This window comes from Deinococcus aquatilis DSM 23025, assembly GCF_000378445.1.
GTDB lineage: Bacteria > Deinococcota > Deinococci > Deinococcales > Deinococcaceae > Deinococcus > Deinococcus aquatilis.
This window is the reverse complement of sequence record NZ_KB899728.1, coordinates 30,280-54,248: the sequence shown is the minus strand read 5'-3', so window position 1 is coordinate 54,248 and position 23,969 is coordinate 30,280. Positions and strand designations below refer to the sequence as shown.

At 63.7% G+C, this 23,969-nt stretch carries 24 protein-coding genes; 16 read left to right on the top strand and 8 right to left on the bottom strand.

Annotation, left to right across the window (positions count from 1 at the left end; genetic code table 11):
- Positions 1–215 (bottom strand): transposase (locus F561_RS27965; protein WP_157451949.1); only part of this gene is annotated, 215 nt, incomplete at its 3' end.
- A gap of 115 nt (positions 216–330) precedes the next feature.
- On the opposite strand from F561_RS27965, the gene murF reads away from it, so the two are divergent.
- The 11 genes from murF to aroQ all read left to right on the top strand — a co-directional run bounded on the left by murF (position 331) and on the right by aroQ (position 12,822).
- Complete coding sequence (gene murF / locus F561_RS0116835) at positions 331–1,626, top strand: UDP-N-acetylmuramoyl-tripeptide--D-alanyl-D-alanine ligase (RefSeq protein WP_019011137.1); 1,296 nt, start codon at positions 331–333, stop codon at positions 1,624–1,626.
- A 108-nt stretch (positions 1,627–1,734) separates the two neighbouring features.
- A complete protein-coding gene (locus F561_RS0116830; RefSeq protein WP_019011136.1) occupies positions 1,735–2,466 on the top strand; it encodes a hypothetical protein in 732 nt (243 codons plus the stop codon).
- 489 nt (positions 2,467–2,955) lie between these two features.
- Positions 2,956–4,134: a type IV pilus assembly protein PilM gene (pilM, locus tag F561_RS0116825; RefSeq protein ID WP_019011135.1), complete on the top strand. Its 1,179-nt coding sequence runs from the start codon at positions 2,956–2,958 to the stop codon at positions 4,132–4,134.
- Positions 4,127–4,825 (top strand): hypothetical protein, encoded by a 699-nt coding sequence (locus tag F561_RS0116820; protein WP_019011134.1) that lies wholly within the window; start codon positions 4,127–4,129, stop codon positions 4,823–4,825. The genes pilM and F561_RS0116820 overlap by 8 nt, the downstream gene beginning before the upstream one ends.
- Positions 4,822–5,481 (top strand): type IV pilus inner membrane component PilO, encoded by a 660-nt coding sequence (locus tag F561_RS0116815; protein WP_019011133.1) that lies wholly within the window; start codon positions 4,822–4,824, stop codon positions 5,479–5,481. The genes F561_RS0116820 and F561_RS0116815 overlap by 4 nt, the downstream gene beginning before the upstream one ends.
- A complete protein-coding gene (locus F561_RS0116810; RefSeq protein ID WP_026299006.1) occupies positions 5,478–6,908 on the top strand; it encodes a hypothetical protein in 1,431 nt (476 codons plus the stop codon). Before F561_RS0116815 ends, F561_RS0116810 begins: the two co-directional genes overlap by 4 nt.
- Before the next feature lie 3 nt (positions 6,909–6,911).
- Positions 6,912–9,110, top strand: coding sequence for a type II secretion system protein GspD (locus F561_RS0116805; protein ID WP_019011132.1), 2,199 nt, complete (start codon positions 6,912–6,914; stop codon positions 9,108–9,110).
- A 130-nt stretch (positions 9,111–9,240) separates the two neighbouring features.
- Positions 9,241–10,389: a chorismate synthase gene (gene aroC / locus F561_RS0116800; RefSeq protein WP_019011131.1), complete on the top strand. Its 1,149-nt coding sequence runs from the start codon at positions 9,241–9,243 to the stop codon at positions 10,387–10,389.
- A 232-nt stretch (positions 10,390–10,621) separates the two neighbouring features.
- On the top strand, positions 10,622–11,209 hold the full coding sequence (locus tag F561_RS25770; protein WP_040381044.1) for a shikimate kinase: 588 nt from the start codon (positions 10,622–10,624) through the stop codon (positions 11,207–11,209).
- Between the two features lie 4 nt (positions 11,210–11,213).
- A complete protein-coding gene (gene aroB / locus F561_RS0116790) occupies positions 11,214–12,278 on the top strand; it encodes a 3-dehydroquinate synthase (RefSeq protein ID WP_026299005.1) in 1,065 nt (354 codons plus the stop codon).
- Between the two features lie 112 nt (positions 12,279–12,390).
- The gene (gene aroQ / locus F561_RS0116785) at positions 12,391–12,822 is read left to right on the top strand and encodes a type II 3-dehydroquinate dehydratase (protein WP_019011128.1); all 432 of its coding nucleotides are present in this window, start codon (positions 12,391–12,393) and stop codon (positions 12,820–12,822) included.
- A gap of 3 nt (positions 12,823–12,825) precedes the next feature.
- Here the strand turns inward: aroQ and F561_RS25765 are convergent, their stop codons facing one another.
- Positions 12,826–13,221, bottom strand: coding sequence for a hypothetical protein (locus tag F561_RS25765; RefSeq protein ID WP_019011127.1), 396 nt, complete (start codon positions 13,219–13,221; stop codon positions 12,826–12,828).
- Between the two features lie 83 nt (positions 13,222–13,304).
- Positions 13,305–14,510 carry a hypothetical protein gene (locus F561_RS0116775; protein ID WP_157451947.1) on the bottom strand — a complete coding sequence of 402 codons (1,206 nt, stop codon included), beginning with the start codon at positions 14,508–14,510 and terminating at the stop codon, positions 13,305–13,307.
- 314 nt (positions 14,511–14,824) lie between these two features.
- Between F561_RS0116775 and rplM the strand changes: the two genes are divergently transcribed.
- Complete coding sequence (gene rplM / locus F561_RS0116770; protein WP_019011125.1) at positions 14,825–15,250, top strand: 50S ribosomal protein L13; 426 nt, start codon at positions 14,825–14,827, stop codon at positions 15,248–15,250.
- Positions 15,251–15,252: 2 nt separating this feature from the next.
- Positions 15,253–15,654: a 30S ribosomal protein S9 gene (gene rpsI, locus F561_RS0116765; RefSeq protein ID WP_019011124.1), complete on the top strand. Its 402-nt coding sequence runs from the start codon at positions 15,253–15,255 to the stop codon at positions 15,652–15,654.
- A 46-nt stretch (positions 15,655–15,700) separates the two neighbouring features.
- Here the strand turns inward: rpsI and F561_RS0116760 are convergent, their stop codons facing one another.
- The 3 genes from F561_RS0116760 to F561_RS25760 are packed head-to-tail and all read right to left on the bottom strand — an operon-like array spanning position 15,701 to position 17,800.
- A complete protein-coding gene (locus tag F561_RS0116760) occupies positions 15,701–16,342 on the bottom strand; it encodes a hypothetical protein (RefSeq protein ID WP_019011123.1) in 642 nt (213 codons plus the stop codon).
- 3 nt (positions 16,343–16,345) lie between these two features.
- Complete coding sequence (locus F561_RS0116755) at positions 16,346–16,822, bottom strand: NfeD family protein (protein ID WP_019011122.1); 477 nt, start codon at positions 16,820–16,822, stop codon at positions 16,346–16,348.
- Between the two features lie 3 nt (positions 16,823–16,825).
- Positions 16,826–17,800 carry an SPFH domain-containing protein gene (locus F561_RS25760; RefSeq protein ID WP_019011121.1) on the bottom strand — a complete coding sequence of 325 codons (975 nt, stop codon included), beginning with the start codon at positions 17,798–17,800 and terminating at the stop codon, positions 16,826–16,828.
- A 156-nt stretch (positions 17,801–17,956) separates the two neighbouring features.
- Between F561_RS25760 and F561_RS0116745 the strand changes: the two genes are divergently transcribed.
- Positions 17,957–19,408, top strand: coding sequence for an ATP-binding cassette domain-containing protein (locus tag F561_RS0116745; RefSeq protein ID WP_019011120.1), 1,452 nt, complete (start codon positions 17,957–17,959; stop codon positions 19,406–19,408).
- A gap of 84 nt (positions 19,409–19,492) precedes the next feature.
- On the opposite strand, the gene F561_RS0116740 is transcribed toward F561_RS0116745, so the two are convergent.
- Positions 19,493–20,332 (bottom strand): HAD-IIB family hydrolase, encoded by an 840-nt coding sequence (locus tag F561_RS0116740; RefSeq protein ID WP_051096977.1) that lies wholly within the window; start codon positions 20,330–20,332, stop codon positions 19,493–19,495.
- A 142-nt stretch (positions 20,333–20,474) separates the two neighbouring features.
- Positions 20,475–20,660 carry a hypothetical protein gene (locus F561_RS0116735; RefSeq protein WP_157451946.1) on the bottom strand — a complete coding sequence of 62 codons (186 nt, stop codon included), beginning with the start codon at positions 20,658–20,660 and terminating at the stop codon, positions 20,475–20,477.
- Between the two features lie 247 nt (positions 20,661–20,907).
- On the opposite strand from F561_RS0116735, the gene F561_RS25755 reads away from it, so the two are divergent.
- On the top strand, positions 20,908–22,779 hold the full coding sequence (locus F561_RS25755; protein WP_019011117.1) for a circularly permuted type 2 ATP-grasp protein: 1,872 nt from the start codon (positions 20,908–20,910) through the stop codon (positions 22,777–22,779).
- Positions 22,779–23,732, top strand: coding sequence for an alpha-E domain-containing protein (locus F561_RS0116725; protein ID WP_019011116.1), 954 nt, complete (start codon positions 22,779–22,781; stop codon positions 23,730–23,732). Before F561_RS25755 ends, F561_RS0116725 begins: the two co-directional genes overlap by 1 nt.
- Positions 23,733–23,969 lie beyond the last annotated feature (237 nt).

Genomic DNA, 23,969 nt, shown 5'->3' with positions numbered 1-23,969 from the left:
CGCTCATTCCACTCTTGAAAACGCTCGAAACAGGTGGATTTGGGCGGATAGTCCGGCCGGGGGAGTTGCGCCCACTGCGCACCAGTACGCAACACCCATAGGATGCCTTCAAGCAGCTCTTGGTCACCCCGCCGCGGACGTCCGCGGCGGGTCTGCTTCTGAGGGGGAGGAAGGAGGGGGGCGAGGATGGCCCATTGCTCGTCCGTCAACCGCATTCATTCAGGATGCCAGTCGTCCTCGCCTCGCTACCGTAACCAATTTCCGGATGATCTCTAATTGCAGCTCTTGAGACAAGTTTGCTCACCTTGCCCGCTCTGCTACCTTTTCCCCATGCTTGATCCGCACGCCGCTCTGCCCTTTGCTGCCACTGTTGACCCGCTGGCCCGACCCGCCCAACGCCTGACCTGGGACTCTCGGGAAGCCTCACCCGAGGTGGCGTTCGTGGCCCTGCCGGGAGAAAAGATGCACGGCAACCGCTTTGTCGAGGCGGCGCTGGCGGCGGGTGCACCCTTTGTGCTGACTGATCTGGATGTAGAGCGGGGGGTGCGTGTGCCTGACGCACAGGCGGCGCTGTTTACGTGGGCGCGGCAAGAGCGGGCCAAGAATCATCTGGTGGTGGGCATCACGGGCAGCGCAGGCAAAACCACGGCCAAAAGCTACGTGGCCGCCGCACTGGACGCCCATTTTATGCCCGTCTTTAATACGCCGCCTGCTATCGCCTGCTTTTTGATTCAGTACGGCAAGGGCGGCAAGCCGCTGGTGGTGGAAATGGGCATAGACCGCGTGGGCGAAATGGCCGAACTTGTGGATCTGGTGCAGCCCGACGTGGGCGTGATTACCACCATCGGGGCCACGCACCTGGAGGCGCTGGGCACAGTGGACAACGTGGCTTTCGAGAAAGGTCACATCCTGCGGGATATTACGGGCCAGCCGTTACGTAGATCGCTGGGGGCGCTGGTGGGCGCACAGGCCGCCGCCTATTTTCCTGAAACCGCTACTTACGGGTTTGGGGAAGCTACCTTTGCCGGAAAAGACCTGCATGTGACGCCAGAAGGCGCGACCTTCACTTTTGCGGGCCAACCCGTGAGCCTGCCGCACGCCGCCACCGTTCAGGCCGAAGCCGCCGTGCTGGGGCTGGCACTGGCGCAGGGTGCGGGAATTCCGCTGCACGAAGCCGCCGGACGCATGGCCGCTGTGCAGGTTCCGGCAGGGCGTTACCGGGTATATCCGGGCCGCTACACGGTCATAGACGATGCTTACAACGCTTCTCCGATTGCCGTACATGCCGCGCTGGAGGCCCTGAGCAGCTTTCCGGGCCGCCGCGTCAGCGTGCTGGGGCGAATGCTGGAACTGGGAGACACCGAACGCGCCCTACACGCCGAAGTCGGCCAGCAGGCCCGCGCCAAAGCAGACGTGACTTACGGCGTGGGCGCATTTGCCTCCGAACTGGGCGAGCGGGCCTACCGCAATGTGCCCGAACTGTTGGCCGCGCTGCTGGCCGATACCCAGGACGGCGACGTGATTCTGATCAAAGCCAGCCGGGGCATCAGCTGGACGCCCGAGCAGCGGGCCACAGAAGGCGTGGGGCTGGATACGGTGGTGGCGGCGTTGCTGGAGGAGCAGTAAGGGGCACAGAGATGGGCTGAGGATGGGCTGAGCAGAGGCTGCCGCTCAAGCCCCTCGCCCTCCCCCATCCTCACCTACCCCATGCCGCCATAGGCTGAAATACTCCCCATGTCCACGCCCGCCCGCCTGCTTCCCCTGATGGCCCTGCTGCTCTCGGCCTGTGCCCCTGCCTACTCTCCTCCCACCGGAGACGCTGGGTTTCGTGCGGCCTTCAGTGCCGATGGGGTGACGTGGGTGGCAGGCGGACGGGCCTGTGTGGCGCGGGTGCCGAGCTTCCGGGTGGTGTGCCCCAGCCTGCCAGTAGCCGTGGACGTGGCCTGGAACGCAGGTGAAGCGTGGGCCGCTGTGCCGAGCGCGGGTGTGGTGGTCACCCTTGACCGGGCCGCCCGTAGCGTACCTGTAGGCCGGGTGGTGGCCCTCAGCAGCACGCGGGCCTACCGGGAAGATGGCAGCGCCGTGACGTTCGGTGGCGCGGCGGCAACAGGTGTGGCAGGCGCACCCTCGGCAGCCGTCACGGGAGGCGACGGAGAGGACTACGTGCTGCTGGCCGGAAACCTGCGGCGCGTGACCGACAACGTGGTGACCGAGGTCAGCGCCGCCCCGTTTCTGGTGGCCCTGCCCACAGGCGCACGCAGTGCCGATCTGCCCACCGCCGTCACCTCCAGTGGCATCTACCGTCTCGCCAACGGACGTCTGGAACGAGGCGACGGCACAGGCCGAATCCTGAACAGTGTGGCGCATGGAGCAGGCCGGATCGGACAGGTGGGCAATGTGGTCGTTACCGTGTCGGCAGAAGGAGGCGTCAGGGTGTTCTCAGAAAATCTCGAACAGCTGCAATAGGGTCAGTGACTCTCATACAACTCAGCTTGATGAGTACTTTATGGAATTAAGGTTTCTTTATTGATCTCAGGGAAGGTGCCGCATTCCTCTGGTTTCCGCCAGATTGGGGGCTGCCCAAATATAAAGATTGGGATGCCAGGTTCTTCACAAAGCGCCACTGCCGTTCTGGAAATGGGGGGCCAGTCAGTCCAATGGGCCGATTTCTTCACGGCCTGGTAAGGCAGATACCTTCACAGTCTGGGGGTGGAGTATCGGTGACGGCGGCAAATACAAATGCACTGGGACGGGTGAACATTCGGGGTAAGGTGTGCGTGCTGGACGGCTGTGGAATAGCTCTCACCTGTCAGAGTTAAGTAAGCAGGCGAGTGGTTGCATGAAGCGTTCATGTCGCTCCCAGACCTATACCCTCACTCTCACCTCTCATCTTCCTCTGGTCTCAGGCCGTGCCAGATGAGTGAATGCTAAAATCTGTCTGACTCTGGAGGGAGAATGTCGAGCTTCTTGAACCGCCTACTCAATCCGCGCCCATCTGCTATCGGCGTGGAAATTGGCACGAGCGCCATTAAGGTTGTTGCGCTGCGTCCCGGCTCTCCCCCGTCCTTGCTGCATGCCGTCATGGTGCCCACACCCATCGGCAGCATGCGCGACGGGCTGGTGGTCGAGCCTCAGGCCGTCGCCACCGAACTCAAGAATCTGCTGGCCCAACACCGCATCACCACCAAATACGCTGTGACCGCCGTTCCCAACCAGTCGGCAGTCACACGTAACATCATGGTGCCGCGCATGGAACGCAAGGACCTTCAGGAAGCCATCAAGTGGGAGGCGGAACGCTACATTCCGTACCCCATCGACGAGGTCAGCCTGGACTTTGACGTTCTGGACGACATCAGCACCATCCCACCCGATGGACAGATGGAGGTCGTCATTGCCGCCGCGCCCACCGAAGCCATTGCGCGGCAGGTCGAGGTGTTGCGTCTGGCGGGCCTGGAACCCACCGTGGTCGATCTGAAAAGTTTCGCCACGTTGCGGGCCTTGCGCGGCAATCTGCTGGGCGAACACCTCACCAAAAGCACCCTGACCGGCACCAATTACACGGAAGCCGGAGAGGTGGCGCTCGTCATGGAGATCGGCGCAAGCAGCAGCGTCATCAATCTGGTGCGCGGTGACCGGGTGCTGATGGCCCGCAACATCAACGTGTCTGCCGACGATTTCACGACAGCGCTGCAAAAAGCCTTTGATCTGGACTTTACCGCCGCCGAAGACGTGAAGCTGGGTTACGCCACCGCCACCACGCCCACCGAGGACGAGGAAGACCTGCTGAACTTCGATATGGCCCGCGAACAGTACAGCCCCGCCCGCGTGTTCGAGGTGGTGCGCCCCGTACTGGGCGACCTGATCACCGAGATTCGCCGCTCGCTGGAGTTCTACCGGGTCCAGAGCGGTGACGTGGTCATCGACCGAACCTTCCTGGCGGGCGGCGGGGCCAAACTGCGCGGGCTGGCAGCGGCCATCAGCGACGCGCTGGGCTTCCGGGTCGAGGTAGCCAGCCCATGGCTGACGGTACAGACCGATCAGGCCAACGTGGATACCGGCTACCTGCAAACCAACGCGCCCGAATTCACGGTGCCGCTTGGCCTCGCCCTGCGGGGGGTGATGAGCCGTGGTTGAGATCAACCTGCTGCCTCAGCAGTACCGAAAGAGCAATGAGCCGAACGGGTGGCGGCTGGCGACCTACGCCCTGATTCCCGTGACGATAGCCGCCATTCTGATTCCCGAAGTGGTCACGGCCACCCGCGTGGGCGACCTCCAGAAGCAGCGCGACTCTCTGCAGGGCGAGGTGGCTGCCCTGACCCAGGCCAAGCAGGAATTCGACACGCTGACCGCCACCGAAACCCAGCTCAAGCAGGTGACCGATATCGCTACGCAACTGCGCGACCGCAAAACCTACTGGTCAAACGATCTGGCGACCTTCACAGCGCAGCTTCCGGCAGGCAGCAACGTTGCCCTGACCAGTATGAACGTGCGGTCTGTGGAAGCCTCAGCCCTGACCGGGCTACAGCAGAGCGGAATTTATACCGGCAAGAATGTACAGCGCGAAATAGAGCTGTCCGGTACGGCCACCAGTCAGCAGGCGGTGGTGAATTTCCTCAACGCTTTTGAGACCAATCCCAAATTCGGCGTGAACTTCCGGAGTCTGCAAAATGACCAGACCGCCGGAACCTATACCTTTGCTGCCACCGTGGGCGTCGTGAACGCTGAACCCATTGCCGCCGTGCCAGCAGGTACAGGAGCAGCAGCCACACCCGGCGCTCCGGCCACGGCTCCAGCGGCGGCACCTGCTGCGGGGGCCAGCCAATGACCGCCAGCAAACTCGATGCCCGCTCTATTTTTCTGATCGCGCTCGTGTCCTGCATGGCCCTGATCGCCGCCTGGTATTACCTGCGCTTTCAGCCCCGGCAAGCCCAGATCGTGCAGCTTCAGGGCGAGGTAGAAACTGCCCAGACGCAGGCCGATCTGTACCGCGCTGCTTCCCAGCAGTTGCCTGCCCTCAGAACCCGTGTGGCCGCCTTACAGGTAGAGCAGAGTCAGTTTTTGCGTGCGCTGCCCGATGCTGCACAGTTCGGTATCGTTCTGGACGAAGTGCGCCGCAACGTGACTGCCGCTGGAGGACAGCTCAACTCCTTCAATGTGCAGCCCGGCACCGGAACCGACCTTCCCAGCGGCGTGCGGCCCATCGCCCTCACCGTGGGGATCAGCGGGCAGTTCGCGCAGGTGTTTCAGTCGCTGCGCTCTATAGAAACCATGAACCGTTTTACCAATGTCACGACGGTCGGCATTCAGGTGCCTGAGGCCTCCAGCTTTAATCCACGCCTGGAAAGCACCATGGGCCTGACCGTGTACACCTTCGATGCTTCGCAGGCCACGCCCACCGCAGCGGGCAGCACGCCTGAGGCCCCCGCAGCAGGAACCGCGCCCGCACCCGCCGCAGGCTCCACCTCTGGAGGTGTCCGGTGACCCGCGCCCGCGCTCCACTGAACTTGAAGCTGTCCCGCGAGATGAAGATTCTCCTGATCTTGCTGCTGATGGTGGCCCTGATTGGCGGCTGGTACGTCTGGACAAGTACCCGCAATGCAAATGTCATCGCTGACAGCGGCACAGGCACGACCGGAACCGGCGGCCCAGACAACAGCGGAACCGGAAATGACGGCCCCGTGGTTATCGAGGGTGCACCCTCCGATGGCACTCCCACGACCGGCACCACCACAGTCGTCAGTCCTGACGGCACCGGGGCTGAAAACGGGACGGCAACGGGAGAAGAAGGAACCTCTGGTCAGAACAACGTGGCCTCCAACGGTACCGTGACGATTCCGACCCTGCCCCCGCTGGGCAACGATGACGGCACCGTGGCTGGCCCCAACGGAGAAGGCACCACCGTTGCCACGCCCACTCCCGGCGGCATCAACCCCGACACCCCTCTGGTCCTGCTGCCCGGCGTGAACCCCTTCCGGCCTCTGAGCGTGAAGACGGATGCCAACGCTGCTGGCACGACGCCCACCGGCAGCGTGACCGCCGTCAATCCTTCTTCTGGCAACGCCGCGCCCAGCAACACGGGCACGCTGGACAACAGCGGCGCGGTCAGCAACGGCGGGCTTGATCCCCTCGGCACCAACGGCGGCGCAATTCCCATCTCCCCTATTCCCGGTTCGGGCGAGACCGTTCCCGGCGATTCGGCGGATGTCTCAGGCGGCGCGTTCCCTCTGCCCAGCATTCCCGGTGCAGACGGTTCCGGCACAGACAGCGGCGTGACCATTACGCCCGGCATTCCCCCTGTGACGCCTCTCCCCACAACACCTGACCCCGTGATTGCCAACAACGGCGGCAACAGCACAGGCAGCAGCACCAGCAACCCGGCCACAGGCGATGCTGGCACGGGTACGAATGGAGCGGGCACCACTCCCGCCGAACCGCCCTTGCCGCCCATCAAACCACCTGTGGCAGGTGTCAACGTGCCCGGTGTGAGCCGCGTGCCCAACCTGACCGCCAACGCGGGCAGCAACGCCGGAACGAACGGCACAGCCAGCAACGGCGCGAACGGTACGGTTTCCGGCACAGATGGGGGCGTCAACGCTTCGCTGCCCACCACCGCGCCGCGTCCTGGTACGCCTCAGGTGATCACTGAACTTGCTCCTATCGGTACGGGTACGCCCGCCGAAACCACCCGCCCGCTGGATCAGAGCATTGCTGCCCGTGAACTGGCCTTCAACGCAGTGGTTCTCGGCCCGGTGAATACCGCCATCTTCCGCTCCAAAGACGGCTTCTTGGTGGTGTCGGTCGGACAGACCCTGCCCGATTCCGACATCGTGATCAAAGAAGTGACGGCGACCAGCGCCACCCTCGCACTCGGCAATGATACCCAGACCCTCGAACTGGACAAAAGGTGAGCCATGAATAAACGTCACGCCCTCTTGCTGACCGCCGCACTCGGCATGGCCGCCGCGCAGACCAGCACCACGACCGCCTCTCCCGCTGCACAGACCACCTCTGCTGCCACCACGCCCGACCCGCAACTGTCTCAGGCCAGCGTGACCGTGAACGTGGGTGTGTACACCGGACCACTTTCGAGCCTGCTGGCGGCACTCGCCAAGGCGGCCGGATACGAAGTCATTTTTGATGCCAACGTGGACGGCCTGAACACCGCCGCGAATCTGGCGGCTGCGCCTGCTGCGGCCTCGGCCAGCAGCATTCCTGCAACACCAAGCACGGCCACTTCCGGCACAGCCCGCCCGCTGGTTCTGTCCTTTACCGACAAGCCCTTCAACGAGGTCTGGCCCCTGCTGATGGACGTGTATGGCCTGAGCTACCAGACCCTGCCCCTCGGCGGCAAAACGGTGCTGCGCGTGGGCAACACGCCCCCCACCGTGCAGCGCATCTACACGGCACGCGGCACGCAGGCCGACATCCTGGCGCTGCTGACCGCCCAGTACCCCACATTGCGGGTTTCGGGCGTGGGACAGACCGGGCAACTGGTCCTCAGTGGCCCACAGACGCAGATCGATTCGGCACTGGCACTGCTGGCACAGGTAGACCGCCCTGTCATCACCACGGTAGATACCTCTCCCACCGTGCAGCGCGTGTATACCGTAAACGGCCAGCAGGCCGACGTCCTGACCCTGCTGACCTCCCAGTTTCCCACCCTGAAAGTCACGGGCGTGGGGCAGACCGGACAACTGGTGCTCAGTGGGCAGCAGAGTCAACTGGACGCCGCGCTGGCACTCCTGGCGCAGGTAGACCGCGCCCCCGTGCGTGCCCCCGAACCCGCCCCGACCGCTCAGCGGGTGTACTCGGTGAAGGGCCAGCAGGCTGACGTAACAGCCCTGCTGACCTCGCAGTTTTCAGGTCTGAAGGTGACTGGCGTGGGGCAGACCGGACAACTGGTCTTGACCGGGCCACAGACCCAACTGGAAGAGGCACTGGCGCTGCTGGCACAGGTAGACCGCCCGGCTCCGGTGGCCGCCCTGACCACCCAGCGCGTCTTTACGCTCGCCAACGGCAAGGCCGAGGAAATCAAGGCCGTGCTGGAAAATACCCTGGCGGCCAGCGTCACCGCCAACAGCAACGTTCAGAGTGCCACCGGAGGCGCGGCGGGCAGCGGCGGCATCGTGACTGGGGTCAATGTGGGCACCACACCTGCGGCCCAGCCCACGACCTCCACCACCCAGACCCCTGCCACCAGCACCCTGGGCACCCTCCTGGGGCAGACTGCGGGCACAGGCACGGCCACCACGCCGTCCAGCCCCGCCACCATCATTGCCGACAAGCGCACCAATACCCTGATCGTGCGCGGCACTGCCGAGCAGGTCGCGCAGGTGGCCGAACTGATCCCCACCCTCGATGTACGCGTGCCCCAGATCAATCTTCAGGTGCGAATCAACGAGATCACCGAAACGGGCCTGCGGACCCTCGGCGTGGGCTACAAGGCGTCACTGGGCGGCTTCAATGTCTCGCTGAGCAACGGGCAACTGGCTGCATCCTTCGATCCCACCCGTGCCTTCGTGGGATTCAATCTGGGAGCCACGCTGGACAACCTGGAACAGCAGGGCATGACCAAGCGCGTGTACGACGGCACCGTGATGATGCAGAGCGGCCAGACCAACGGCAGCGGCTCGGGCGGGGGCACCTTCCGTTGCGGCAGCCCCGACGATCAGAGCAACATCGCGGCGGCCTCACTGCAATCGGGCGGACGACTGGACATCAACATTGCTGGGTCAGGTGGCAGTGCTCCCGTGGTTCGTACCATTCCTTACGGCGTCAACATGTACTTCCTCGATCCCAGCGTCAATGCCGACGGCACTGTCAGCGTGCGTCTGTGCGGTCAGGTCAATCAACCCCGCACCGCCATTACCAACACGCTGCCCAACCTGTTGGACTTTGCCAACAGCAGCGCCCAGACGGTGGTCAGCTTCAAGAACGGCGAAACCCTCCTGCTCAGCGGCCTGCTGGGTTCCAACGAGGTTTCTACGCGCAAAGGTCTCCCCTACGTCAGCAGCATTCCCGTGGTCGGAGCCTTGCTGGGCGGCAGCGAGAACGTGACCAAAGACAGCACCCAGTTGCTGGTCATCATTACCGGAACCGTCGTCAAGTAAATTCACCCCTCCCAACCCGGACGCCTTCCCAGTGTTGGGGGCGTCCGGGTCTGTTTGGCTGGGCCTGCCTAGGGGGTTTGTTTGGTCATGGCTGCTGCCCCATCTGCACGCGGGCGCTAGAGTCGGAAGTATGAGGTATCTGACCGCCGGAGAGTCGCACGGGCCGCAATTGACGGCCATCATTGAAGGGTTGCCGTCGCAACTGCCGCTGGGCAAGGCCGACATAGACCCGTGGCTCCGCAAGCGGCAGGGCGGCTATGGGCGTGGGCGGCGCATGGTCATCGAAACCGACGAGGCCGAGATTCTGAGTGGCGTGCGGGCAGGCCGAACCACCGGTGCGCCCATCACTCTGGCGATTGCCAACAAAGATCACCGCAACTGGACCGAAATCATGTCGCCGGAACCGGGCGGAGAGCCGCGCAAAAAAGCCCTGACCGATGCCAGACCCGGACACGCCGACCTGACCGGAGGCATCAAGTACCGTCATAAGGACCTGCGCGACGTGCTGGAGCGGGCCTCGGCGCGGGAAACGGCGGCGCGGGTGGCCGTCGGATCGGTGGCCCTCAAGCTGCTGGCAGAATTGGGCGTGCAGGGCGCAAATTACGTGTCCAGCCTCGCGGGAATAGAAACGCGCCAGGGCTTTAGCTGGGACAACCTGGAAGCCATCGAGGAATCCGACCTCCGCACGCCCGATGCCGACGCCGCCGCCCAGATGCGCGAACGCATCGATCAGGCCAAAAAAGACGGCGACACACTGGGTGGCATTCTGGAGGTGCGCTTCCGGGGGCTTCCGGTGGGTCTGGGCAGCTATGTCCACTGGGACCGCAAACTGGATGGCCGAATCGCGCAGGCGTGCCTGAGCCTGCAAGCCATGAAAGGTGTGGAAATCGGCCCCGCGTTCGAGAATGCCCGCAAACCCGGCAGCGGTGTACACGACGCGGTGTATTACCGGGACGGCACATATGCCCGCGATACCAACGGCGCAGGCGGTCTGGAGGCAGGCATGACCAACGGTGAAGAACTGGTGGTGCGGGTCGCCATGAAACCGATTGCCACCCTGATGAAGCCGCTCCCCACCGTGAACGTGGTGTCTCATGAGGCCAGCGACGCGGCGCGGGAACGCAGCGACACCACCGCCGTGCCCGCTGCCGGAGTGATCTTGCAGACCATCATCGGCTGGGTCATTGCCGACGCCATTCTGGAAAAATTCGGCGGCGATACCCTGCCCGAATTGCAGGAGCGCGTGGCCGCCGCACACGCCTTTTCACGGGATTACTGAAGCTGTGCTGGCAAGCGTTTCGCCGGAACAGATCGAGGCGGGGCTGCACGCCTATCTGCAGGACCCGCCCCAGGACCCCGAGGAGCCAGACCGTGCCGCTGTTACGCCGCAGCGGAGCCAGTCTCGTACACTGTCCCCCATGACCGTTCCGCCTGAATCTGTGACGCCCGACTTTGGGCCACCCGGTTCAGAGCCGAATTCTGGTGCCACACGTCCTGCCCCCAACTTCGGCATGGGCCTGATCGAGCGCCCCGTCAGTTGGGTGGCGCTGGCGGGCTTTATGGGCACGGGCAAGAGCCGCGTGGGTTGGGAACTGAGCCGCGCCCTCGCCCTGCACTTCGTGGACACCGACAAACTGATTACGCGGGTGGTGGGCAAAAGCATTCCCGAGGTGTTCGAGCAGGAAGGTGAAGCCTATTTCCGCGCCTGTGAACAGGAAGTGGTGCGGCGCGTCTCGCGACTGGACCACGCGGTGGTCAGCCTGGGCGGGGGCACCTTTATTCACGAGGAAAACCGCCGCACGCTGCTGGAACGCGGCCCGGTGGTGGTGTTGTGGGCCACCCCGGAAACCGTGTACCAGCGCACCAAACACAGTGACCGGCCCCTTCTGGCAACCGCCGATCCCCTATCACGCATCCGCACCCTGATGACCGAGCGCGAGCCGTCTTACCGTCAGGGCACCATTCATGTGCACAGCGATGGGCGGCCCTCTGAGGAAATCGTGGAAGAAGTCATCGAGCGCCTGTGGGACTGGGCCGACGTGAACGCCGCGTGGGGCGAAGACCCAGCAGGGGGAGACAGTGAGCGGGCCGCAGACTGAAGCTTTGAATGTCCAGACCGTCCGGCAGGTGCAGGTCGGCGGCAACGTTCCCTACACCGTTCACGTCGGCCCTGGCGTACTGTCCCGCGCCCATGTGGAGGCCCGCCAGATTGCCCTGATCCACGATGAAGCCGTGCCACAGGTCTGGATAGATCGTCTGTCAGCGGCGCTCTCGCCTGCCCTGCTGCTGACCATTCCCGTGCCGCAGGGCGAGGCATGCAAAACACTGGACGTGCTGGCGGGCGTGCTGTCGCGGCTGGCGGCGGCCAACCTGCCCCGTGACGGCGCGGTGGTGGGCCTGGGCGGCGGCGCGGCCACCGATCTGGCGGGCTTCGCGGCGGCCAGCTACCTGCGCGGGGTGGCTTTCTACACGGCCCCGACCACCCTGCTGGGCATGGTGGATGCGGCAGTGGGCGGCAAAACGGGCGTCAATCTGCCCGAGGGCAAGAATCTGGTGGGCGCATTCCATCCACCCCGCGCCGTGTGGTGCGATACCAACACCCTGACCACCCTGCCGCCTGCCGTGTTCCGTGAAGGGGCCGCCGAAGCCTACAAACACGGCCTGATTTCCGACCCCAGCCTGATTCAGCGGGTGCTGGCCCCCGATTTTGTGCTGGGGTCGGCCATGTTTACCGACACATTGGCCGATGCCATCGCCGTCAAGGCAGGCGTCGTGACCCGCGACCTGACCGAGCAGGGCGAACGCGCCTACCTGAACTTTGGGCATACGCTGGCGCACGCGCTGGAAGCCGTGACCCATCACGCCATACCGCACGGCGACGCGGTGGGCTACGGCCTGCACTACGCGGCGCTGCTGTCTCGGGCACAGGGCGGCGAAGATCTGACCGAGTACACCCGCGCCTTTTTGCGCTGGCAACAGCCTGTCCCCCTTCCGGCCCTCTCCTACGACGAGGTACAGCCGTACATGGCCCGCGACAAAAAAGCCGATGCCGACGGCGTGCGCTTTGTGCTGCTGCACGGTCTGGCCCGCCCGTACCTGACCCGCGTGCCCGATGCCGTCCTGCGCGAGCAGTTTGGAGTGTGGCAGGCGGAGATTTCTGGCCTCTAATCTGGGTCAGACCAACTGCCGGGGCCATATCCACTCTCCACCTCCTGCCAGAGCACCCTGACACCGGGTTTCATACCCCTTCACCGCCCCTTTCTCCCCGGAGGTTTTCCCCTTGCTGCTGATCATCAACGGCCCCAACCTGAACCGCCTCGGCCTGCGTGAACCGGGCGTGTACGGCCTGCAAACGATAGAAGACCTGGAGCGGCAGTGCGAAACGTGGGGCGCGGAACTGGGCGAACCCGTGACCTGCCGCCAGAGCAACTTTGAGGGCCAGATTCTGGAATGGGTGCATGAGGCGCAGGAGCAGGGCTTCGGCGGCATCGTGATCAATCCGGGGGCGCTGACCCATTACAGCTACGCCCTGCGAGACGCGATTGCCAGCCAACCGCTGCCCGTGGTGGAAGTCCACATCAGCAACGTGGACGCCCGCGAAGAATTCCGGCACACGTCGGTCACGGCGGCGGTCTGCCGGGGCAAAATCAGTGGCCTCGGCTTTGTAGGCTACCGCCTAGCAATGGAGTATCTGACGGAGCTGGAAGGCTGAGGCTCAGGGCTGCCGCGCCCACAACAACTCGCCCACCGGCACCGGCAGCGTGACCGTGCTGGTGCGTTCTTCCTCGGCGGGCATCTCCAAGCGCACCCGGCATTCCTGCGGGCTGGCTTCCACAATAAATACCGAGCGCCACCCCCACGACGGCTGAGGCTGCTGCGGGTCGGTGTCTGTTCCCAACAGCAGCTCTGGCAGGAGGCACCACCAGCGCCCGTTGAGGGTCATCAGGCCGCGTTCATGCAGCAGGGCTGCGGCGTCGGCTTCGGCCTGCGCTGCACCCAACGGCATACCTACCAGCGTCACCGGAATAAACAATTCTCCGGCGGGCACGAGGTAGCCGACCAACTCATCATCGGCTGGGCGGCGGCATTCCTGCCAGGTGGGGGGAATCATGGGGGCAGGGTAGCAGGACAACACAGGGAGTGGCATGGCTCAAATGGCCTGCCACTCCTTTCTGTGGGCCTTCCTTTGGCTGATCAGTTCAGGGCCACTTTACCTTCCAGAAGTGCCTGCAAGTTGGTCACGATCAGTTTGCCTCGCAGCACGAATTGCACGTTGGCCTGATCTCCGGGGAGCAGGTCGGCGTCGGCTCCATCGGCCAGCGGGCCAAAGGCACTCATGACAGCTTTGCCGTTGTGCTGGGCACTGGCACTCAGCGTGCCCGTGACCTTGGAGAACCAGTTGCGGGCCTTCAGTTCGGTGTCGCTGAACACCACGTTGGTCAGGTCGCGCAGTTTCAGGTCGGCGCTGGCCGTGTTGTTGGGCACGTTAATGCTGGCGCTCATGTCGGCGCGGGTGGGTGTAAAGGCAAAGGTAGAGGGCGTGCAGCGGTTGGCCGTGCTGCCCCCGATGCTGGATTTGATAGAGGCACTGGCGCTGCGGGTCCGGGTCAGGTAGGTGGCTTCGGCACTGGTGGTCACGCCCGTGGCGGCCCACATATGGCTGAATTTCAGTTGGGCGGGCGAGTTGGATTCGCGGCCTGCCCACGCGGTCAGGGTGAGGGCATCGGGTCCAGTGATGCTCACGCACGCGCCGGGGGTCATGGTCATCTGGGCCGCCGCCCGCTTCACTGTGCCTTTGGTCAGGATGACGCGGGCATTGGTGGGCACTTCTACACGCATCGCCGCGCTCGTCAGGTTGCCGTCGCCATCAATCAGGACAGTTTTGCTGCCGCCCACTTCCCACTCGGCAGTCAGGGCTGTCGTAGACGACATCAGAATGTAGCCGTCTGTAGGTTGAGCACTGGTCTGGGTCAACTGGCCCTGTGCGCCCGCCACCCAGGTGCCGCGTGGCAGCAGCGTGGTTGTCGTCGTCAGTGCGCCCAGGCCAGAGGCAGGGCGGGAACGGGCGGTGAGCATCCCCTTGATCTGCTGGCCCAGTTGTGCAGGGCTTTGCATCCGTAGAGGCTGATTCATGCCGCTCATCACGCCGCCAAAGGTCTGCAACACCGCCGTCAGATCAGGGTCGAAGTCGGTGCTGGATGGGTTTAACATATCGCTGAAGGTGCGGGCCGCCTGATCAGCCACCATCGGCAAATTCTGAAGTTCGGTGGCCTGCCCCACCACGGGTACGGCGGGCTGGGTCAGCACTTCAGGTTGAGGCTCCACGATGGGATCAGGACGACAGGCGGAAAGAGTAAGCGACAAACCAAGAAGCACGGCCAACGACGGCAATTTGGACATAAGTCGGTTATAACAGCCAAGCCAAAAGCTCTGGTGCAGATATGACCACCCTGATGAATCCTGCAAGCCGATGCCCCCACTGAATACCCCTCCCCTTGCCCATGCCTCCCCCGCTCTGGTACACTGGCGTTTAGTGTCTCGCGCTTGGTAGAGCCGGGATAACCGGGAGGCTCCCGGACGCGCACGACCCTTTTCCCCCAGACGAGGCGGGGCGCGCTCACAGCCACGGCGTAACCTCGGCCAGATGCCAGCAGTTCCGGCAGACCGCAGAAGCGTTGCGCCACCAAATCCCACTTTTTTTACGGAGCAAAACGGTGAAAACCTACACCCCCAAAAACGACGAGCAAAACTGGATCGTAGTCGATGCCACGGGCATTCCCCTGGGTCGCCTCGCCACCTTGATTGCCAGCCGCATCCGTGGCAAGCACCGTCCCGACTTTACGCCCAACATGATTCAGGGCGATTACGTGGTCGTGCTGAACGCCTCTCAGGTGGCCCTCACCGGCAACAAGATGGACGGCAAGGTCTACACCCGCTACTCCGGTTACCAGGGTGGCCTGAAGACCGAAACCGCCCGTGAAGCCATCGCCAAGCACCCCGAGCGCGTGATCGAGCACGCCGTGTTCGGCATGTTGCCCAAGGGACGTCAGGGCCGCGCCATGCACGGACACCTGAAGGTGTACCCCGGTTCCGCCCACCCCCACGCCGCGCAACAGCCCCAGAAGCTTGAGGTCCGATAATCATGGCGATTCAACAAGTTGAGCAGTTCTACGGCACGGGCCGCCGCAAGACCGCCGTTGCCCGCGTGTTCCTCCGCCCTGGCGAAGGCAAGATCATCGTCAACGGCAAAGAGTTCCAGACCTACTTCCGTGGTCTGCTGCGTGCCGTTCACGCCCTGCAAGCCTTCCGCGAAACCGGCACGGCTGGCCGTTACGACGCCGTGATCACGGTGGCTGGCGGTGGCCCCACCGGTCAGGCCGACGCCATCAAGCTCGGCATTGCCCGCGCCCTGCTGAAGGTCAACCCCGACTTCCGCGCGATGATGAAGCCCAAGGGCCTCCTGACCCGCGACCCCCGCGAAGTCGAGCGCAAGAAGTACGGCCTCAAGAAGGCCCGCCGCGCTCCTCAGTTCAGCAAGCGCTGATTTCAGGAAAGCAACTTCGTCCCCTACCGTCTGGTGGGGGATTTTTCTATTCCCCGATCCATACCCGCCCGCGCTCCAGCCAGATCACCGCGCCGCCTGCCTGAAGTGGGGTGAGGCGGTGAGGCCGGGTGCTCAGCCACGCCTCTGGGTTCTCGGGCAGGTCTTCGGAAAGCAGCGGGACTTCATCCAGACTTTCGCGCCAGCGCAAAGCGGCGAGGCGGGCACGCAGGGCAGGCGTGAGGCCCAGCGCGGTGGGGAGGGGGGCAGACGTTTCGAGTACCGGGTGAAGCGAGCGGTAATACCTGGCCTGATCCCCGCTTGCCACCACCACCTGAGACTCCATGAACTGGGGCCATCCTACCCACACCGCCAGATACTCGGGCGGCTGGTGATCTGACGGCTGGCTCTCTGATGACTGCTTATCTGACGGCTGGGCCAGAGCTTTGGCCCAGGCTGCCCGAACATCCAGAAGCGCGGCAAGCATTTGGCGGCGCAGGCGTGCCGGGGGCGTACGGCGAGACAGGCGGAACCACGGGTCTAGGGTCAACCTGGCATAGTCGAATCCGTAAGATTCGAGGTGGGCCAGGTCGGGCGTCTGGTGGGCCTGCCGCCACGCCTCTACCCGCACCGCCTGGCGTTTGCCGCCGCGTACCTTCTTCTTGTTGCTCAGCGATCCGGCTTGCCCCACCTGCTACTTCACCCCTTCCAACAGGGCTTCGGGCACGACCTGCACCGTGCTGCCATCTGCACCCACCACCCGCACACGGCTTCCGGCGGGGGCGTCCGGCCCGGTGGCCCGCCAATCGCTGTCTCCGACCCGTACGCGGCCCACGCCGTTCTCTATGGCCGTGGTCACGGTGACGGTGCGCCCTGTGAAGCGGTGTGCGCCCATGTTCAGGCTTTCGCCCTCTTCTCCGCCAATTGGAATGCGGTTCAGGTAATAGCGGCCCACCACCACAGCCACCACGCTCAGGCCTGCAAACAGCAGCAGTTGCAGGGGCACAGGCATCGGGAGCACGAACACCAGCAGACCGAGACTGAAAGCCGACAGCGCCAGCCACACGAAAAAGACGCCGGGGGCCAGCACTTCCAGAATCAGGAGGGTAGCCCCCAGCACCCACCAGTGCCACGGTTGTATCCGTTCCAGCGTGGGCAGCCAGTCGGGCATGGCTTAGCCTCGGCCCCGATTTGGGCCAGAAGTATTGCCGAAGCCGCCAAGGCCCGCATTGCTGCCGCCCACGCCAAAGGCTTCCTTGGCGATCTCGGCAATGCCCTGCAAGCTGCCCAGAACGGCGGTGGCCTCGATGGGCAAGATCAGGGTCTTCTGGTTGGGAGCCACGGCGATTTCCTTGAGGGCGTCGATGTACCGCTGGGCAATGAAGTAATTGACAGCCTGAACACTGCCGCCCGCAATCGCGTCACTGACCACGCGGGTCGCCTCGGCTTCGGCCTGCGCCTGACGCTCGCGGGCCTCGGCTTCCAGAAAGGCGGCCTGACGGCGGCCCTCGGCGTTCAGGATCTCGGCCTGCTTCTCGCCCTCGGCCTTCAGAATGGCGGCCTGCCGGAAACCCTCGGCGTCCAGAATATTGGCCCGCTTTTCGCGTTCGGCCTTCATCTGACGGGCCATGCTTGCCACCAGATCGGCAGGCGGCTTGATGTCCTTGACCTCGATTCGCGTAACTTTCACTCCCCACGGCTCGGTGGCCTCATCCACCACCATCAGCAAGCGGGCGTTGATCTGGTCGCGGTTGGACAGCAGTTCGTCGAGGTCCATGCTGCCCATCACGGTGCGGATGTTGGTCATGGTGAGGTTCAGGGTGGCCTGCTCCAGATTGCGAACCTCATAACTGGCTTTGGCAGAATCCAGCACCTGATAGAACACCACACCGTCTACTGTGACCAGCGCGTTATCTTTGGTAATAATTTCCTGACTGGGCACGTCCATGACCTGTTCCATCATGTTCACGCGGCGGCCTATGCGGTCGATATAGGGAATGATGATATTCAGCCCCGGTTTCAGGGCACGCTGGAACTTGCCGAAGCGTTCCTGGGTCCATTCATAGCCCTGCGGCACGCTTTTGATGCCGGACAGCAGAGTGACGAACACCAGCAGCATCAGGACGATCACAAAAATTGTAAATCCCATACTGAAAGTACGCGGCGCGGGAGGCAGAAGTTCCCAGCCAGAGGCAGCCTCCAGAGGTTGTCCGGTAGGTCGGGGGATCAGCGTTGACGCCGGGCTACCAACCCCCAGCATCAGGGCAGAGGACGTTCCTAACTCCGGGCCGCTAAACTGGCCGGAATGACGGCAGAGACGGCAACAGACGCACACGCAGCAGTAAGAACCGCTCCCCTGATAGAACTGCGTGGGGTGCGGGCAGTGGCGGGCGGGCACACCCTGCTGGACGGCGTGACGCTGACGCTGAACCGGGGCGAGGCCGTGCGGCTGGCCGGGCCAAACGGGGGCGGCAAAACATCGCTGCTGAGGCTGCTGTCGGGTGAACTGGCCCCCGCAGCAGGCGAGAGGCTATATAGCTTTGAGCACCATGAAGGCCAGATTCAGCGCCACGCCGTCCACGCCCGCCGCACCCTGAGTGTGGTGGGACCGGACGCCGAAGCCTTCTTTCTGACCCGTGATTGGGAACAGACCGTACAGGATGTGCTGCTGGCCGGATTTGAGGGCGATACGCTGAGACTGTGGGAACCCACGCCCGCAGCCCTGACCCGGCTGGCCGAGGTGGTGGCCCTGACCGAGCTGGAGCCGCTGCTGGAGCGAGATTTCCGAATGTTAAGTCATGGGCAGCGGCGGCGGGTGGTGCTGGCCCGCGCCCTGATGCCCCGCCCCGAAGCCCTGCTGCTGGATGAATTCACCGATGGCCTGAGCACAGGCGCACGCCAGACGCTGGGCCGCGTGCTGGAGCGGATATACGCGGCGGGTGTGGCCGTGGTCCTGGCAACCCACAGACCCGAGGAGGCCCCCGATCTGCCCTGGCGCACGGTCAGCATCGCCGACGGACAGGTGCGGCATGAAGATGCACCCGCGCTTCAGCCTCAGCCCAGAGCCATCAACCTCCCCCTTCCTCCTGGCACCGGCGACCTGATTCGGCTGCACAACGTGATGGTGTACCGCAACGGACACGCCGCGCTGGGGCCGCTGAGCTGGACGTGGCACTCGGGGCAACACTGGCTGGTCACGGGCGAAAACGGCAGCGGCAAAAGCACGCTGGCAAGGCTGATCGCCGGAGAACTGGGCGCGGCATTGGGCGGAACGGTGGAGCGGCCTTACCTCGCGGCCTCCGGTCAACGCGACCTGCTCAGTACGCGCCGCCGCACCATCGGCCTGATCGGGGCCGAAGTGGGCATCCGCCAGCGCCGGGACTGGACCGGGGCCGACATTCTGGCAAGCGCTTGGGACGGCACCGAGGGCTTTGCGCCCGACCTGACGCCCGCGCAGGCCGATGCCGTGCAACACCTCGCCGCCCGCCTGCACCTGCAAGACCTGTTGCCCCGCACTGCCGATACGCTTTCACAGGGGCAGTTGCGCCGCCTGCTGCTGGCCCGCGCCGTGCTACACGCGCCCAAACTCCTGATTCTGGATGAAGGGCTGGACTTTCTGGACACCGACCACCGCCAGCGGTTTCTGGCCTTGTTACCCGAATTGGCGGCGGCGGGCACGCACATCATGGTCATTGCCCACCGTGAAAGCGACGCGCCGGAAAGACTGACGCATCATCTGCGGTTGGAAAAAATGTAGTTGGTCAGGAGTGAGGGGGCAGTGGAAAAGATGGAGGATACCCAGCAAGCCCACCGCCCAAAATCCCTCCCCCCGATTGACTTCTTACTGTTGCTGCCCTTCTACCCTGTCTGCCAACCCATTCAAATACTCCGCCAGTGCCAGATGATCCGGCAATTGCTGATGCGCGTGCTGGGCCAGCAGAGGCAGCGTGCCGACCTGCACGGCATGTCCAGCCACTTCCAGCATCGCCTGATCGTTGTCGCTGTCTCCAAAGGCAATCGTGTACTCTATCGGCACATTCAGCGCCTCCGCGATCAGGGTCAGTGCCGCGCCTTTGTGTGCCCCGTCTGGCGTCACAGTCAGAAAATGGGGGTAGGGCGGCTGCGCTCCAGTCAGCACCAGATGAGGATGAGATAGGCGCAACCGGCCTGCGAAATCCGCCACGCCAGGGTGGTAAAACCCCACCTTCTGGATGTCTTCCTGGGGCGCTTCCGAGATCGGTTTGTGGGTACGAAGCAACATCCACGGCTCTGGCTCTAGATTTTCGGGAATATCTACATAGAGGCAATCAGCGGCAAACAACACCATACGGGCGTCGTCGAGTTCATGCGCCAGCACCGCTTCCAGGTCGCCCGGCCCAAAGCGTGATTCCTGATGCAGCTGGCCGCCTATTTCGATGCGTCCACCGTTGTTGGTGGCAACGGCGTCAGGCTGCACAGCTTCCCGCACAGCATCGGGGGGCAGGTCGCGGCCCGTGATGATCGCAACTTGTACGCCCAATGCCTTCAGGCGGGCCAACGCCTCTGCCGTAGATGCTGGAATATCCCGCGATCCGTCGGCAATCAGGGTGCCGTCCAGATCGAAGGCCACCAGCAGGGGCAGCGTGGCGGGGGGCTGGGTGGTTTGAGGCTGGGTTGGAACGTCAGTGGGCGGGCGGGTCACATGGGTAGGGTAGCAGGCCCGGTGCCGGGGGAAAGTCAGGCCCAAACTTTACTTAGGGTTTCCAGAACTTCCTCTTCTTGACGACCCACACAGTTCATGCTCACTGATGCTTTTCCTGCTCACCACAGACAAAACGTTTGACTTAGCCAGACGCCTTATTTCCGTAAATCAGGACTTCTCCCACGAAGAACGCCCCCACGATCCAGCCGCGCAGGTGGGCAACGCCCAGCGCATCGGCAAAAAAAGCCAGGGCAGCGCAGGCCAGCGCCCACAACACCAGCCAGGGGACAGACTTCTTGCGGAAGATCGGTGTGGAAGGTGGGGTCACATCCAGCAGCATACAGTTCAACTGACCGGGCATCAAGCAAGTTTCCAACGCCGGGCAACCTCTGCCGATTCAGCCCATCCAGAACCGGAAATATCTGCTCTACAGCAGAGAAACCTGCGCCGTGCAGCCCTCTCCAGACGTCCTTTGTCTGCCGCTTGTCTGACTGCCGAGTGCTGTATTTTTTTTCGTCCGCTATCTTGGGGCATCTAGTCACAGCGAGGGAAACCTCACTAGAGGAGGCGGGGACATGAAGTACGAGCCAGGAGACAGGTTCTTTGACGAGATGTTCACGCCAGATGGACAGGTTCGCCCGCACTATCAGGGCGTCGAGGAGTACATCAGTGATCTGGGGGTGGCCGAGTTCGAGCGGCGTCACCGCCTGCTGGATCTGGCGTTTCGCAATCAGGGCATTACCTTTACCGTATACGGTGATTCTCAGGGCACCGAGCGCACCTTTCCCTTTGACCCCGTACCCCGCATCATTCCGGCCAGTGAATGGTCGCATGTGGAAGCGGGCCTGACCCAGCGCGTGAAGGCGCTGAATGCCTTTTTGCGCGACATCTACAGCGACGCGCAGATTCTGGGCGACGGCGTCATGCCTGCCGAACTGGTCTACACCTCGGCCCATTTTCGGCGTGAGGTCCACGGGGTGCAGGTGCCGCAGGGCATTTATACCCACATCGTCGGCACCGACCTGATCCGCAACGAGCAGGGCGAATATCTGGTTCTGGAAGACAATCTGCGCTCGCCCAGCGGCGTGTCCTATCTGCTTGCCAACCGTCAGGCCATGACCCGGATCTATCCCGGCATGTTCGAGGCGCAGGGCGTGCGGCCCGTGCAGCACTACGCCACCGCGCTGCTGGAGGTCTTGCAGTCGGTCAGTCCCCGAGACAACGGCACAGTCGTGGTGCTGACCCCCGGCATGTACAACAGCGCCTACTTCGAGCACGCCTACCTTGCCCAGCAGATGGGCGTGGAACTGGTCGAAGGCCGCGACCTGTTTGTCGATGCGGGCCGGGTCTGGATGCGCTCCACAGGCGGGCGCAAACAGGTAGACGTGATCTACCGCCGCATCGACGACGATTTCCTTGATCCGCTGGCCTTCCGCCGCGACAGTTCTCTGGGAGTGGCCGGACTGGTGGAGGTGTACCGTCAGGGCCGCGTGGCGATTGCCAATGCCATCGGCACCGGCGTGGCCGACGACAAGGCCGTCTACGCTTACGTGCCCGACATGATCCGTTATTACCTCAACGAAACGCCGCTGCTGAACAACGTGCCCACGTACCTCGGCTGGAATGCCGACCATCTGGAATACATGCTTGCCAACGCCGGAGATCTGGTCTTCAAGGCCGTGGGCGAGGCGGGCGGCTACGGCATGCTGATCGGCCCCTACGCCACCCGCGACGAGATCGACGCCTATCTGGTCAAGGTGCGCCTGGAGCCGCGTGAGTTTATTGCCCAGCCAGTGGTGGGCCTCAGCCGCCATCCCACCTTCTACCCGGACGCCAGCCAGTTCGAGGGCGCTCACATCGATCTGCGCCCCTACGTGCTGTACGGCACCAAAGACGTGACCATCGTACCCGGCGGCCTGACCCGTGTGGCCCTGCGGCGCGGCAGTCTGGTGGTCAACAGTTCTCAGGGCGGCGGCAGCAAGGATACGTGGGTGCTGGATCACGACGGCCCCGCCACCCCGCAGGGCATGAGTCAGATCATGCACGGCGACGGCCAGAATGCACAGAATCAGGCCCAGAGCCAGTTTCAGGGCGGGTTCGGCGCGGTTCCGGTGGGCGGCGGCCAGAGCCAGTCTCAGAGTCAATCGCAGGGGCAAGTCCAGGGCCAGGCACAGGGATTGGGGCAGGCACAGGGCCAGAGCCAGAGTCAATCTCAGCCCAGTTTCAGTCAGGCCCGCGTGCGTGCCGCCGAAGACGCCCAGATCGAGGCGTATGGGCAGAGTCAGCACCAGGGGCAATCTCAGACACAGACTTCTGAGGGCACCCTGCCACCGCCCGAACCTCAATCGCCGGAGCGTCATTCGTATCAGCAGGAGCTGGAAAAAGACCAACTGGACGGCGACGAGCTGAACCAGAATGAAGCCCAGACCAAAGAAGGGGAACGCTGATGCTGCTGCTCTCTCGTTTGGCCGAGAACCTGTTCTGGATCGGGCGCTACGTGGAACGCGCCGAGAATACGGCCCGGCTTCTGAACGTCAACTACTACGCCACGCTGGAAATGGCAGGCCGCGCCCGCGAATACTGGATGCCCCTGCTGGAACTGACGGGCGGCGACGCCGATCTGCGGGCCAAATATGGCCGCGTGGATGCCCGCAGCATCAGCGCGTGGCTGGCCTTCGACCGCGATAATCCGGCCAGCATTGCCACTAGCGTGGCCCGCGCCCGCGAAAATGCGCGTGGTCTGCGTGACCGGATTCCCTCGGAGATGTGGGAAGCCCTGAACCGCACCTACCTGAACCTCTGCTTTGAAAACGAATCGGTGCTTGACCGCGACGGCCTGTTTGAATACTGCGCCGCCGCCCGCGATGCCAGTCAGTTTTTCTTTGGGATCGCCTTTGCCACCCTGCCGCGTGATGAGGGCTGGTCGTTTATGCGGGCAGGACAGATGCTGGAACGCGGAGACAACACCCTGCGCGTGCTGCAGAGCCGTTACCGGGGCATCGATGCCCGCCCGGTCGAAGACCCCGGCCAGCGGGCCATGCAGGATCAGCGCTGGGTGAGTGTGCTGAAGGGAGCCAGCGCGTATGAGGCCTACCGCAAGCGCATCCACAGCGGTATAGACCCCCAGACCATCGGAGACTTCCTGCTGCTCGACGAGTTTTTCCCGCGCAGCGTCCGCTACAGCGCCGAGAATCTGGAAGCAGCACTGATGCAAATTGAACGCCACCACCCCGGCGCACATCCCGAAATTCCGCGTCTGTCTCGTTGGCTGGTGGCGAGGCTGCAATATGCCCGCGTGGCCGACATTCTGGATGAAGACAATCCCTCTCTGGAAGAGTTGCTGGGCGACTTTAACCGGGTGGGCGCCGCCATCAATGCAGCGTACTTCCAGCAAGAATGACCCACGAGAATGCACAGGCGGCAAGCAACATGAGGGTCACCATTCCGGCAAAGTCACCCCTTTTGCAGCATCCCCCCAAATGGCCGCCCTCGCTGCGCCCCCGCCTGTGTCAGACGACATCGGCGGCAGCGGGAGCCTGTTGCCTAGGCGGGTCGTCTGCTCTACGTAACATTGCGGTGCGGGGCCGCGTGTCAGACTGCCGCCCGAACATTCCCCCGCGCCGCCCTCATGTACGGC

Excerpts from the sequence above, each read along its gene's own strand:
- aroC (WP_019011131.1), top strand. The coding sequence starts at position 9,241 with ATGAGGTATCTGACCGCCGGAGAGTCGCACGGGCCGCAATTGACGGCC.
- F561_RS25765 (WP_019011127.1), bottom strand. The coding sequence starts at position 13,221 with ATGATTCCCCCCACCTGGCAGGAATGCCGCCGCCCAGCCGATGATGAG.
- murF (WP_019011137.1), top strand. The coding sequence starts at position 331 with ATGCTTGATCCGCACGCCGCTCTGCCCTTTGCTGCCACTGTTGACCCG.
- pilM (WP_019011135.1), top strand. The coding sequence starts at position 2,956 with ATGTCGAGCTTCTTGAACCGCCTACTCAATCCGCGCCCATCTGCTATC.
- F561_RS25770 (WP_040381044.1), top strand. The coding sequence starts at position 10,622 with ATGGGCCTGATCGAGCGCCCCGTCAGTTGGGTGGCGCTGGCGGGCTTT.
- F561_RS25760 (WP_019011121.1), bottom strand. The coding sequence starts at position 17,800 with ATGGGATTTACAATTTTTGTGATCGTCCTGATGCTGCTGGTGTTCGTC.
- F561_RS0116775 (WP_157451947.1), bottom strand. The coding sequence starts at position 14,510 with ATGTCCAAATTGCCGTCGTTGGCCGTGCTTCTTGGTTTGTCGCTTACT.
- F561_RS0116755 (WP_019011122.1), bottom strand. The coding sequence starts at position 16,822 with ATGCCCGACTGGCTGCCCACGCTGGAACGGATACAACCGTGGCACTGG.
- F561_RS0116745 (WP_019011120.1), top strand. The coding sequence starts at position 17,957 with ATGACGGCAGAGACGGCAACAGACGCACACGCAGCAGTAAGAACCGCT.
- rpsI (WP_019011124.1), top strand. The coding sequence starts at position 15,253 with ATGGCGATTCAACAAGTTGAGCAGTTCTACGGCACGGGCCGCCGCAAG.
- F561_RS0116815 (WP_019011133.1), top strand. The coding sequence starts at position 4,822 with ATGACCGCCAGCAAACTCGATGCCCGCTCTATTTTTCTGATCGCGCTC.
- F561_RS0116830 (WP_019011136.1), top strand. The coding sequence starts at position 1,735 with ATGTCCACGCCCGCCCGCCTGCTTCCCCTGATGGCCCTGCTGCTCTCG.
- F561_RS0116725 (WP_019011116.1), top strand. The coding sequence starts at position 22,779 with ATGCTGCTGCTCTCTCGTTTGGCCGAGAACCTGTTCTGGATCGGGCGC.
- F561_RS0116805 (WP_019011132.1), top strand. The coding sequence starts at position 6,912 with ATGAATAAACGTCACGCCCTCTTGCTGACCGCCGCACTCGGCATGGCC.
- F561_RS25755 (WP_019011117.1), top strand. The coding sequence starts at position 20,908 with ATGAAGTACGAGCCAGGAGACAGGTTCTTTGACGAGATGTTCACGCCA.